Genomic DNA, 12,310 nt, shown 5'->3' with positions numbered 1-12,310 from the left:
CAGGATATTCTGAATACCCGTGCCGCAAGGAGACTTGTTATGTTTCCGCGTCCCGAGATAAATCCCGCGTTCCAGGATCTGGCCCCCACGGAGCCATTCCTGACGCCATATGATTTCAAGATACTGGTCGTCTATCTTCGCCTGCTCGACGCAGCCGAAGACGAAGCAAACTGGAAAGAGGTCGCCCGGATCGTGCTGCGTCGTGATCCAGATGCCGACCTCGCCAGAACAAGGCGATGTGGGAATCCCATCTCGCACGAGCAGAGTGGATGACCCATACGGGCCATCACCTGCTACTCGCCTCGGGAACCGAGTGGCCGCGATACCATTGACCTCCCGCTGGGACGTTAAGACAGCCCGGAAAAGAGGCGGGTCGAAGTTTTTATACGTCTGGGCAGGAAGTAATCAGAACTTGTCGGACGGGTCGACAATGAGCCGCAAGACATCGGTTCTCGTGAAATCCTCTCCCTTGAACAGGAGGGGCGCCCCCATAGCTTTTGCCAGCGCGTAGGAAAAACAGTCGCCGTAATTCAGGCCCGCCGGATGTCCCGTGCCTTTTCCGAACCGGATATGCGCGTCCCGTGCGAGAGCCGCCTGCTCTGGTGTTACCGGCTCGATCCGCATTCCGGCGATACGGATGAACTCGTCCAGCCAGGCTTCCGCCCTGGTGGGACTGATCTGTTTCAGGCCCCGGAGCACAAGGGACGCTTCGACCACCGTGGCGGCCGAAATCACCGGGTCGTCATCGTTTCCGATGCGCGTGGCGAAATCGGCAGCCTCTGGTTCCTGTCGGAAAATGGCGATGACTGCCGACGTATCGACGACGATCATACAGGCACGCCGTTCTCGTCATACCCGAGGATCGCATCGGGATCCGTAGACGCCCCGTCAGGGAGTGCCGCGTAACGCCGCCCGATCGTCATAAGCCGTTCGGCGACGTCGTTGCGGGCATGGCGCCGCCGCTCCCGGTCGAGGCGCTCACGCAGGGCCGTCGTCACGGCCGATGTGAGGTTTTCGCCGGTCAGGCGGGCCAGTTCGGCGGCCAGCCTGTGCGCCTCGTCGTTTTTGATGTTGAGATGCATGATATCACCCGGTGGTAGAATTTATCATCCACTCTACCATTCAGCCATCTTGATGTGCAAGATACTGAAAACGTTTATGATAAGGTGATCAAAACTTTGTAGCATTTCGGAGACAGGGTTCTACACAGAATGGCCAGAGCGTTCAGATTGCAACGGGGGGCGCCGGATGCCATAGAGGGTTGAGTCTATAGAGGGTTGAGTCTAAGGAGAAGCGTCGAGTATCGTTGAGAGCAATGAGGGTAGGTGATTGGGTCAAGCGCAACTCTGATGTTGGGGCGGACGGACCAGCGGAGCGGAAGGGCTGACTAGAATGAATGATCGAATCTGGCTGACATGAGCCAAACCCTACTATTTGCGGATGCCGATGATGATCTGGAGATCAAGATCAAGGCAATTCGCGAGGAAATCAGATCCGAATACTTCTCCGACCTACCGCATCCGTGGATCGTAGGCTTCTCTGGTGGCAAAGACTCGACCCTGGTAGCTCATCTCGTCTTCGAGATGCTTCTAAATATTTCCCCTAGCCAGCGTCGACGCACCGTTCATATTGTCGCGAACGATACCCTGGTTGAGTCGCCGCTAGTAATCGGGCACATCAAAACGGTGCAAGCCCAAATGCGGGAAGCCGCCGAAGCCTTCAACTTGCCGGTAAAAGTCGTGACCACCCAGCCAACCTTGGACGGCACGTTCTGGGTGAATCTGATCGGACGCGGCTACCCGTCCCCGAATCGAAGCTTCCGGTGGTGCACCGACCGGATGAAAATCCAACCAACGTCGCGCTATATTCGCGAGCAGGTAGACACTACCGGACAGGTCATCCTGCTGCTTGGCGTCCGGCGGGACGAGTCCGCTAGGCGCGCTGTTTCCGTGGCCAAATACGACAATGGGCAGCGCCTAAACCGTCATAATGACATGGTAGGGTGCATGGTATTTCGCCCGATTGTCGACTTGACGACTGAAAACGTGTGGGAGTTCCTCGGCACGTACCCGCCGCCGTGGGGAGCCTCGCATACCGAACTGATTTCTCTCTACCGCAACTCGTTGGGGGGCGAGTGTCCGGTGGTCACGGGTAAATCGGATGCCCCTTCTTGTGGAACGTCGTCGTCGCGGTTCGGATGCTGGACCTGCACTGTCGTCGAGAAGGATCGGAGTTTGGAAGGCTTCGTCGAAGCCGGATTTGCGGAGTTCGGGCCGCTGCTTGAATTCCGGGATTGGCTATCGCAGATCCGGAACGATCCCAATCTTCGTTCTGCTCGTCGCCGCAATGGCAAATTCACAGTCAGTGAAGCCGGAACCTTTGTGCCAGGTCCGTTCACGCCGGACACGCGTGCTGAAATTCTGCGGCGGCTTCTTGCTATCCAGCAACATATGGGTCGCGAACTCATTTCAAGTGAAGAGATAGCCCGGATCCGCGAAGTGTGGCGTGATGACGCAATGAATAATTCAGGCCGCGTAGCGGCGGAACGGGCCGAAGACCCACATGTGGAAGGCTGATATCGACATGCCTAAGGATGCTGTAGTCCTATTCTCAACCAAAGAGGGCGAAGCGCTTGTGCGCAAACATTGTCGTGCAGCCGGGATCCGCATCGCGGATTTACGTGAACTGGTGGAAATCGAGGCCGATCAGGTCGGACGTCAGCGTAAGGCCGGCCTCTGGGATCAGTTTGACGAGATCATCGACCGAATGAGTGAGGATGCCGCCTGATGCATCTGAGGTCCATCGTCCTCCGCGATTGGCGGGCATACTCGGGTGCCGTTCGCTTCGACTTCCCAGCGCCGACTGACCGCAAAAATGTCGTGCTGATCGGTGCCAGGAACGGCTATGGCAAGACTTCGCTATTTCACGCCATTGTTCTTGGACTCTTTGGCCAGAGCGGGATGCCACTGATTGCTACGGCAGAATTCGGTGGCACCACCACGGACCGGCTCCAGGTTAGTTATTCGACGTTCATGCAAGGGGTGCTGAACAAACGAGCCTTGGCCGACGGCAGAACTTCATGTTCTGTCGAACTCGTTTTCGACGACGACGAAGGCCAGCCGCTTGTGCTCCAAAGGACTTGGTGGTTCACCGCCGGCGGCCAATTCAAGCCATTTGAGGAGGATCCGCGCGCTTTCGCCGGGACAGTTCGCAAAGCCGTCGGACCTGCGAGGCTCACTGGCGCAGAACGAATTGACTGGTTTAAAGACTACGTCGCCTCCACTTTTCTCCCCTATTATCTCGGATGGTTTTTTCTATTCGACGGAGAGATGGTCGGAACATTCGCCGAACGCGAGATGGCGACTCAGGTCAAGGTCGGCGTTGAAGGTCTTCTTGGGCTGCCGGTCTTGCGCGATCTTGCCAGTGACCTTCGGGACTACGCCAAATCGAAAGGGAAGCCTTCCGGCACAACGGGCGACACGGTCGTCCGGCTGGAACAGGAAGTCGAGGATCTGGATAAGGATATTTTGGATTCGAACGAGAAAGCCATCGCGATGGAAGCCCACATCGCTTCAATGGAATCCGAACAAGACCGCCTGACACGCGACCTGATGAGCTACGGCAATGGCACTCAGGCAAATTTGCAGGAACTTTTGCAACGAATTCAACAGCACCGAAGCGATCTGGATGCTGCTCGCTCCCGGCTGCAAGCGATGCTTGTCGGCGACCTGGCACTAGCGCTCTGCGGGCGTGAATTGCGAGCAGAGACTGCCGAACGCCTTCGTAAGGAAGACCGCCGAGAGCAATGGGAGGCTGGGAAAGCCCAAGGCGATAGTCGCTTGGATACATTCGTCAGCGCGCTTGGCAAGACAGTCGAGGACGTGATTCCTCCGTTGGTTGACGAGCAGCGTGATGCGGTTATGGATAAGGTTCGTCTGGTTTGGGACAAGCTATGGAACCCGCCGGACGACGACACAGCGCCTGAATTCCGGCACCCATATCTCACCGGGTTCGAGCGGCAGAAAACCAGGGAACGCCTCATTGCCCTCGACGGTCTCGCCGCCGGGCGCGTGGTTTCAGTGCTGGATGAAGAGACAGTCCATGAGACGCAAATCAAGCGCCTCGAAGGTGAAGTCAACCGCACACAATCGGTTGCCCCCGATCTCGACATCAAACGCGCGCGATTGGCCGAGATGTCTGCGACCCTTGGTTCCTTACAACGCGACATCGGCGGCGTGCGTAGCCACCTTGAACTAGCCCGCACTGAACGGGACAAAAAACGCGCTCAACTCGGCAAGCTGCGGTCTGAACTGGGAGCGGCGGCCCCCGGATTGCGCCGGGCAGCTAAGGCAGAGCAGATCGCCGCCCTTCTGGACGCGATCGGAGCCGACGCCGTTCCCTCTCAGATTGGAGCCGTCGCCGAGGCCATGACCGCCGCTTACAAAGCGATTGCCCATAAGGGCGCGCGCATCGATCACATCGACATTGACGGCGACTGCAATGTGCGGATGCTTTCGAAGAGCGGCCGCGACGTCCGAGAAGTCCTTCCTTCGGCGGGCGAGAAACAGGTCTTCACGCAGGCATTGATAACGGCCGTCGTTCAAGTATCGAGGCGCACTTTCCCAATGATTGTCGACACTCCGATGGGTCGCCTCGATGAGGAGCACCGGAAAAACGTACTGAAGCACTTAGCCAAGAACAATGGTCAAGTAATTCTACTCTCCACCGATAGCGAAGTAGTCGGCGAATACTTCGACGTGATCCGACCACGCATTCTGAAGACGTATACCATCCAGCATGAGGACGACGTGGAATTCGGGCATAGTTGGCCGGTCGAAGGTTATTTTACGGATCGCCGCTCATGAGCGTCTCGCTGATCGACATCGTCGGAGCCAATTTTCGAACCGACGAAAGCAAAGATACTCTCAACCGGAAATTCATGGAGCGCCTCACTTTGAAGGCGCGCTATGCACCTGCGAGGCTAGCGATCGCCTGTAGCCTTGCGCTGCCTGAGCCTCCCAAACGGGTGGAAGGCGAACTCGGCCTCGCAATCAAGGGCGATACGCTTTTCGGACAAGGAACCGATTTGGCTGCGTGGGTGGCCCTCATCGTCGAGCGTTCCGGGCGGCTAGACGTTTCGCTCCGCGATTTCCAAGCGCTTGTCGCCGACCATTGGAGCCGCGGCTTAGATATCCTCGACGATCATTGGTCCGCTGTAGAAGGTGACCTTGCCCGGTTTACTAGGCGATTGACCGACTCCGCCGGACTGTTGAGCGGCAGCCAAGCTGAAGAGTCGTCGGAAGACGGTCCGAGTCCAACCTCGATCGAACTGCTTATTGGCGAGGTTGGACTTAACGTCGCCACTAATGAACGTATTGTCTGGACGGCAACCGGTGAAGGCGGAAGCCCACATTGCGCAATCATGGGAGGCGTCGGATCTGGCAAGACCCGGACTGCCATGGCTATGCTGCGTCAACTCCGCAAAGAGGTCGCCGTCCCCATACTCGCGTTTGACTTCAAGGGTGACCTCGTCGGCGACTACAAGCTTAACGAAACCTTCAGTGCCACGGTGATCTCGCCACCGCGTGAACCGGTCCCACTGGACGTGTTGTACTTGAATTCCACCGACCCTTACGACGTCAAAATAGCCGCCGACCAGTTCAGAGATTCGTTCGGACGTCTCAAGGGCACCCGGCTTGGCGACAAGCAGCGCGAGATTGTTGCCGCTGCGGCAGAACAAGCGCTTCGCACCCGCCGTCCAACCCGATTGTCGGACATCCGCGATGCAATGTCACGCGAATATCAGAGCTCCGGAATGAAGCACGACGGTGCATTGGCCTCCATCACAGACCTCTGTCGCTTCCCGCTATTTGAGCCAATGCTCTCGCCTTCCGAGTTTTTCAAACAAAGCTGGATCATTAATCTGCCGAAGTCCGTTCCCGAGGCGACGCAGACAATGACCGTGAACTTATTGCTGGACGCTCTCGATCGACATCTAAACAGTTTGCCGGACTCCGACAAGGATGACAACGGCAATCGCGCGCTACGCGTCTTGTGCATGGTAGATGAAGCGCATCGGATCCTCAGCACAAAGCTTCCATCACTGTCGTCGCTGATCCGCCAATCACGATCCAAGGGTGGCATGGTTATGTTGGTTAGTCAGTCTCCAGATGATTTCCTCGGCGAGGAGGATGATTTCCTCAACGAAATGGGCCTAACCGTGGCTTTCACAACGAATGCGAAAACGACTGCTGTCAATCGGATCTTCGGTAAAGGCTCCAACCTTGCGAACCTCCAAGTCGGCGAGTGCTACGCGAAGATGCGGGGCGCCGGTGGAACGCAGCGCGTTCTGGCTTGGAAGAAAAGCGAAGGCAAGCGGCAAAGCCTACGTGGCGGCCGGAACGACTGATCGAGAGAAGCCGCATGCAAGATATATTTTAGATTTTGAGTCTCGGCCAAGCTAGAATAGTGGGTTTTTACAAACTTCAGCGTAGGTCTATCGTTTTTCATATCGCCAGAGAGAAATAATTTAACTCTTGGTCAATCAGGTCGAAGATGGCTTTGCCGAATGCCCGGATCAGTTTCTTCGCATAAGCCGGACTGATATTCCGGATCAGGCGCGAGTCAAGATACCACTCGATCTACTCGAGCGTCTTTGGCTAGCCTTCACTGTAGCCCGTGAGTGTGGCCGTTGGTCCATCGGTCGAACATCTGTACGAATTCGCCCTCTAAAATCAGGGCAGCATAACCGACCACAGTGACCAGATCCCTCTGGCCGCGCGCCATTATCCATAGGACACAGAAGCCGTTTCAGCGTGGTGGATTGTCGCCACTCGACAAGCCCGTTCAGCGCTCTGTGGGCAAAAGCGTCATAAACGCGGCCAGTCATTCGCCCAGCTGGCAGGACCACATTCCCGTATCGTTCATGACTCGCCCTCCCCTCCCGTAACGCCGCCGTAAGCCAGTATTTGTACGACGCGCCTGTATCCGGGACTACCCATAACTACGATTCCGCACTCTGGAGCACGCGTGGGCACACCTTCCTAGATTACCATTTTTCATTGAAATAACAGTCATCTGTCCGGATCGTGTGTCTGTTTTCCTTGCCATGCGGTCGGAAGAGAGCAACGATGACGGACAGACCCAACCAGTCCATTGTCCCGGCGTATCGGCCGCCCGAGCCCGAGTTGCGGCTCGTCCTGCGACCCAATACCCCCGACCCGCGCCTGATAGCGCTGGTCCGCCTCATGGCGCGCCGTGCGGCACGGGACTGGTTCCGGTCGCAGCAACAGGAGCAGCGCCGCCGCTCCGGACCGTAAGGGATGCCTCGTCATGAAGGTCGCGCTCTACGCCCGCTATTCCTCCGACAACCAGCGTGACGCCTCGATCGCCGACCAGCTTCGCGTCTGCCGAACCCACGCGGAGAAACAGAGCTGGACCATCGTTGAGGACTATACCGACCACGCCATTTCGGGCGCGTCCCTGATGCGGCCCGGCATTCAGGCGCTGATCGCGGATGCGCAGCGCGGACGGTTCCAGATCGTGCTGGCCGAGGCGATGGACCGCCTGTCCCGCGACCAGGAGGACATCGCCGGCGTCTTCAAGCGCATGAACTATGCCGGCGTGCGGATCGTCACTCTCTCCGAGGGCGAGGTGTCGCATCTGCATGTCGGCCTCAAGGGCACGATGAACGCCCTGTTTCTGAAAGACCTGGCCGAGAAGACGCATCGCGGCCTGCGAGGCCGGGTCGAACAGGGCAAGTCCGGCGGCGGCAATGCCTACGGCTATGACGTGGTGCGCAAGCTCGACGCCAACGGCGAGCCGATCCGGGGCGACCGCACCATCAATCCAGCGGAAGCCGAGGTGGTCCGTCGCATCTTCCGTGACTTCGCGGCCGGACTGGGACCGCGCGCCATCGCCTTCCGTCTCAACGACGAACGCATCCCTGCCCCAGGCAGCGGCGCCTGGGGTTTTTCGACCATTCACGGCAATCGGGAACGCGGCACCGGCATCCTCAACAACGAGATGTACGTGGGGCGCCTGGTCTGGAACCGCCAGCGTTTCATCAAGGATCCCGATACCGGCAAGCGCGTCTCGCGCCTCAATCCTGAATCCGAATGGGTGATCCAGGAGGTGCCGGAGCTGCGGATCGTCGACCAGGAGCTGTGGGACGCGGTCAAGGCGCGGCAGGCCAGCGTCAGCGCCAGCCGGGACACACGCGACACATCATCGCCCGACCATTTCCGCGAGAAACGCCGCCCCCGCTATCTCTTCTCCGGCCTGAGCAAATGCGGCTGCTGTGGTGGTGGCTATTCGATGATCTCCGGCACATTGCTCGGCTGCTCGGCTGCTCGACCGCGCGCAACAAGGGCACATGCGACAACCGCACCAATATCCGTCGCGAGGAGCTGGAGCGGCGCGTCCTCGATGCCCTGCGCCACCATCTCATGGACCCGGACCTGTTCGCCGAATTCTGCGCCGCCTTCACCACCGAGATGAACCGACTGCGCATGGAGGCGTCGGCCGACATCGGCGCAGCGGAATCAGAACTGAAGCGGGTCGAGCGCGACATCCAGCGCCTGATGGACCTCTATCTTTCGGAAGCCATCTCGATCGAGACGGTCAAAGAGCGCGGATCGAAGCTCGAAGCCCGCAAGACAGAACTCAAGGACTTCCTCGCCACCGCCGAGGCACCCCCGCCTTTGCTGCACCCGCAGATGGCAGAGTTCTATCATCGGCAACTCGCGCGCCTGCACGACATGCTGCATTCGGAGCTGGACGAGAAGCGCCAGGAGGCGGCCGAGGTGATCGAGGCCATCATTCTCACCCCGTCCGACAAGGGGCTACAGATCGATGTCCGGGGCGATCTTGCTGGTATCCTGGCAGTCGCGTCGGGCAATGGAAACGCGAAAAACCCAGCCCGTTTCCGGACTGGGGTTCGTGATGCGTTCGTATCGCAAGTATCGTTGGTTGCGGGGACAGGATTTGAACCTGTGACCTTCAGGTTATGAGCCTGACGAGCTACCGGGCTGCTCCACCCCGCGGTGGTTTATGTGATGTGATTATGATGTGGATTGGAAGACCTGGCGGCGACCGACTTTCCCACGGCTTAAGCCGCAGTATCATAGGCGCTGGGGGTTTTCACGGCCGAGTTCGGGATGGGATCGGGTGGATCTCTCCCCGCCATAGCCACCAGGTCATCCAACCCACATCTGAGTAGGTCAGTGATTAACGGTTGGTGTTATTTTTGAAATGTGCGGCATGGATGATTTCTGTGCATGGGGTGCTTCTCTGGGAGAAGCTTGCAAGTGAGTTCTCGTGGGCGATTAGGACCAGTTAGCTGCACGCATTACTGCGCTTCCACACCTGGCCTATTGACGTGATGGTCTATCACGGCCCTTGGGGAGACCTAGTTTTGAGGTGGGTTTCCCGCTTAGATGCTTTCAGCGGTTATCCCTTCCATACTTAGCTACCCGGCTGTGCCGCTGGCACGACAACCGGTGCACCAGAGGTATGTTCATCCCGGTCCTCTCGTACTAGGGACAAATCCTCTCAAGTCTCCAACATCCACGGCAGATAGGGACCGAACTGTCTCACGACGTTCTAAACCCAGCTCACGTACCACTTTAATCGGCGAACAGCCGAACCCTTGGGACCTGCTCCAGCCCCAGGATGTGATGAGCCGACATCGAGGTGCCAAACCTCCCCGTCGATGTGGACTCTTGGGGGAGATCAGCCTGTTATCCCTAGAGTACCTTTTATCCGTTGAGCGATGGCCCTTCCACGCGGGACCACCGGATCACTATGGCCGACTTTCGTCTCTGATCGAGCTGTCACTCTCACAGTCAGGCGGGCTTATGCCATTGCACTCGACAGCCGGTTTCCGACCGGCCTGAGCCCACCATCGCGCGCCTCCGTTACACTTTGGGAGGCGACCGCCCCAGTCAAACTGCCCACCATGCAGGGTCCCGGACCAGGCTTACTGGTCGCGGTTAGACATCAGAAAAATTCAGGGTGGTATTTCAAGGATGGCTCCACAGGAACTGGCGCCCCTGCTTCAAAGCCTCCCACCTATCCTACACAGAATGTCTCTGATGCCACTGCAAAGCTGCAGTAAAGGTTCATAGGGTCTTTCCGTCTGACCGCGGATACCCCGCATCTTCACGGGGAATTCAATTTCGCTGAGCCGATGCTGGAGACAGCGGGGAAGTCGTTACGCCATTCGTGCAGGTCGGAACTTACCCGACAAGGAATTTCGCTACCTTAGGACCGTTATAGTTACGGCCGCCGTTTACCGGGGCTTCAATTCAGTGCTCTCACACCTCCTCTTAACCTTCCGGCACCGGGCAGGCGTCAGACCCTATACGTCGTCTCTCGACTTCGCAGAGTCCTGTGTTTTTAATAAACAGTCGCTACCCCCTGGTCTGTGCCACCCGCAAATGGTTGCCCACTCACGGGTCTCGCTTATCCCGAAGTTACGCGAGTAATTTGCCTAGTTCCTTCAGCATCGTTCTCTCAAGCGCCTTGGTATGCTCTACCAGTCCACCTGTGTCGGTTTAGGGTACGGTCTATATGCCAGAGCTATTTCCTGGAATGCTCAAAAAGCCAGTCCAATCCGATAAGGACTGACAACATCTCGCATTCGTCACTTCTGGCAGGTTCAGGAATATTAACCTGATTTCCATCGACTACGGCTTTCGCCCTCGCCTTAGGGGCCGACTAACCCTGCGTGGATTAACCTTGCGCAGGAAACCTTGGACTTACGGCGACAGTGTTTCTCGCACTGTTTGTCGCTACTCATGTCAGCATTCGCACTTCCGATATCTCCAGAGAGGGTCACCCCGTCTCCTTCACAGACTTACGGAACGCTCCGCTACCGCGCATACAAAGTATGCACCCACAGCTTCGGCACGTGGCTTGAGCCCCGTTACATTTTCGGCGCAGGGTTTCTAATAGACCAGTGAGCTATTACGCTTTCTTTAAAGGATGGCTGCTTCTAAGCCAACCTCCTGGTTGTTTTGGAATCCCCACATCCTTTCCCACTTAGCCACGATTTAGGGGCCTTAGCTGGTGGTCTGGGCTGTTTCCCTCTCGACAATGGACCTTAGCACCCACTGTCTGTCTGCCAGGCTAAACTTCCGGGTATTCGGAGTTTGGTTAGGTTTGGTAAGGCTTTGGGCCCCCCTAGCCCATCCAGTGCTCTACCCCCCGGGGTCAACACCTGACGATCTACCTCAATAGATTTCGCGGAGAACCAGCTATCTCCGAGTTTGATTGGCCTTTCACCCCTAACCACAGCTCATCCCCGACTTTTTCAACAGGCGTGGGTTCGGTCCTCCAGTGCGTGTTACCGCACCTTCAACCTGGCCATGGCTAGATCACTCGGTTTCGGGTCTTCTGCCAGCAACTCGTCGCCCTATTCAGACTCGCTTTCGCTACGCCTACACCTACCGGCTTAAGCTTGCTGCAAACAGAAACTCGCTGACCCATTATACAAAAGGTACGCCGTCACCCCATAAGAGGCTCCGACTGCTTGTAGGCGTCCGGTTTCAGGTCTCTTTCACTCCCCTCATCGGGGTGCTTTTCACCTTTCCCTCACGGTACTTGTTCACTATCGGTCACTAGAGAGTATTTAGGCTTGGAGGGTGGTCCCCCCATGTTCAGACAGGGTTTCACGTGCCCCGCCCTACTCAAGGACCATAAGAAGCATTACGCATAAGGGGCTATCACCCACTATGGCTGCACTTTCCAGAGCATTCTGCTTGTCTTCTCATGGCCACTGGCCTGTTCCGCGTTCGCTCGCCACTACTAGCGGAATCTCAATTGATGTCTTTTCCTCCGGGTACTTAGATGTTTCAGTTCCCCAGGTTTGCCTCCTACACCTATGTATTCAGTGCAGGATCCTCTTGCGAGGGGGTTGCCCCATTCGGATATCCACGGATCAAAGCCTACTCGCGGCTCCCCGTGGCTTTTCGCAGCGTGCCACGTCCTTCATCGCCTTCTAGTGCCAAGGCATCCACCGAACGCCCTTCTCGCACTCACTTGCTCCCATGCACAGAAACCATCCATACCAAGGCAGAACCCCGATATCTCAGGAAACATGCACGACAGCTCATTCAAGCGCGTCACATTTCAAAATCGCATATGAACGCTTCCGCCAAAATCCCTTAACACAAGCCGATTGCTCAGCTCATGGGTCAGACCAACCCAGGATTTCGGCACGCCCACATACGCACCAACCGATTCACACTGACAAAGAATACATCACCAGACACTTTCTAAAACCCGCTGCACCGCAGTCAGATAAAAG

Annotated in this window: 9 protein-coding genes, 1 tRNA gene, 2 rRNA genes and 1 pseudogene; 6 read left to right on the top strand and 7 right to left on the bottom strand. The window is 57.2% G+C overall.

Annotated elements, in window-relative coordinates:
- Window positions 1–39: 39 nt before the first annotated feature.
- A complete protein-coding gene (locus EMQ_RS11200; RefSeq protein WP_010666013.1) occupies window positions 40–273 on the top strand; it encodes a hypothetical protein in 234 nt (77 codons plus the stop codon).
- Window positions 274–405: 132 nt separating this feature from the next.
- Here the strand turns inward: EMQ_RS11200 and EMQ_RS11195 are convergent, their stop codons facing one another.
- Together EMQ_RS11195 and EMQ_RS11190 are read right to left on the bottom strand one after the other, a co-directional pair.
- Window positions 406–831: a type II toxin-antitoxin system VapC family toxin gene (locus EMQ_RS11195; RefSeq protein ID WP_010666012.1), complete on the bottom strand. Its 426-nt coding sequence runs from the start codon at window positions 829–831 to the stop codon at window positions 406–408.
- Complete coding sequence (locus tag EMQ_RS11190; protein ID WP_010666011.1) at window positions 828–1,082, bottom strand: type II toxin-antitoxin system VapB family antitoxin; 255 nt, start codon at window positions 1,080–1,082, stop codon at window positions 828–830. The genes EMQ_RS11195 and EMQ_RS11190 overlap by 4 nt, the downstream gene beginning before the upstream one ends.
- A 333-nt stretch (window positions 1,083–1,415) precedes the next feature.
- On the opposite strand from EMQ_RS11190, the gene dndC reads away from it, so the two are divergent.
- From dndC to EMQ_RS11170, 4 genes are read left to right on the top strand one after another with little or no spacing between them, the layout of a single operon-like run.
- A complete protein-coding gene (gene dndC / locus EMQ_RS11185; RefSeq protein ID WP_010666010.1) occupies window positions 1,416–2,576 on the top strand; it encodes a DNA phosphorothioation system sulfurtransferase DndC in 1,161 nt (386 codons plus the stop codon).
- Window positions 2,563–2,787, top strand: coding sequence for a DNA modification system-associated small protein (locus tag EMQ_RS11180; RefSeq protein ID WP_010666009.1), 225 nt, complete (start codon window positions 2,563–2,565; stop codon window positions 2,785–2,787). Before dndC ends, EMQ_RS11180 begins: the two co-directional genes overlap by 14 nt.
- A complete protein-coding gene (locus tag EMQ_RS11175) occupies window positions 2,787–4,865 on the top strand; it encodes an AAA family ATPase (RefSeq protein ID WP_010666008.1) in 2,079 nt (692 codons plus the stop codon). The genes EMQ_RS11180 and EMQ_RS11175 overlap by 1 nt, the downstream gene beginning before the upstream one ends.
- Window positions 4,862–6,409 carry an ATP-binding protein gene (locus EMQ_RS11170; protein WP_010666007.1) on the top strand — a complete coding sequence of 516 codons (1,548 nt, stop codon included), beginning with the start codon at window positions 4,862–4,864 and terminating at the stop codon, window positions 6,407–6,409. Before EMQ_RS11175 ends, EMQ_RS11170 begins: the two co-directional genes overlap by 4 nt.
- 257 nt (window positions 6,410–6,666) lie before the next feature.
- Here EMQ_RS11170 and EMQ_RS17465 read toward each other — a convergent pair whose 3' ends face one another.
- Both EMQ_RS17465 and EMQ_RS11165 read right to left on the bottom strand, forming a co-directional pair.
- A complete protein-coding gene (locus EMQ_RS17465) occupies window positions 6,667–6,786 on the bottom strand; it encodes a hypothetical protein (RefSeq protein WP_010666006.1) in 120 nt (39 codons plus the stop codon).
- A 287-nt stretch (window positions 6,787–7,073) separates the two neighbouring features.
- Window positions 7,074–7,334 carry a hypothetical protein gene (locus EMQ_RS11165; RefSeq protein WP_162467794.1) on the bottom strand — a complete coding sequence of 87 codons (261 nt, stop codon included), beginning with the start codon at window positions 7,332–7,334 and terminating at the stop codon, window positions 7,074–7,076.
- On the opposite strand from EMQ_RS11165, the pseudogene EMQ_RS11160 reads away from it, so the two are divergent.
- Window positions 7,333–9,011, top strand: a pseudogene (locus EMQ_RS11160) (recombinase family protein). The gene EMQ_RS11165 and the pseudogene EMQ_RS11160 sit on opposite strands and share 2 nt — an antisense overlap.
- On the opposite strand, the gene EMQ_RS11155 reads toward EMQ_RS11160, so the two are convergent.
- The 3 genes from EMQ_RS11155 to EMQ_RS11145 form a co-directional block, all read right to left on the bottom strand.
- Window positions 8,968–9,044, bottom strand: a tRNA-Met gene (locus EMQ_RS11155). The pseudogene EMQ_RS11160 and the gene EMQ_RS11155 overlap by 44 nt on opposite strands.
- 37 nt (window positions 9,045–9,081) lie before the next feature.
- Window positions 9,082–9,197: ribosomal RNA gene (rrf, locus tag EMQ_RS11150) — 5S ribosomal RNA — on the bottom strand.
- A gap of 108 nt (window positions 9,198–9,305) precedes the next feature.
- Window positions 9,306–12,043, bottom strand: a 23S ribosomal RNA gene (locus EMQ_RS11145).
- Between the last annotated feature and the right edge of the window lie 267 nt (window positions 12,044–12,310).

This window comes from Acetobacter aceti NBRC 14818, from assembly GCF_000193495.2.
Classification (GTDB): Bacteria; Pseudomonadota; Alphaproteobacteria; order Acetobacterales; family Acetobacteraceae; genus Acetobacter; species Acetobacter aceti.
This window is presented reverse-complemented; position numbering and strand designations above follow the sequence as displayed.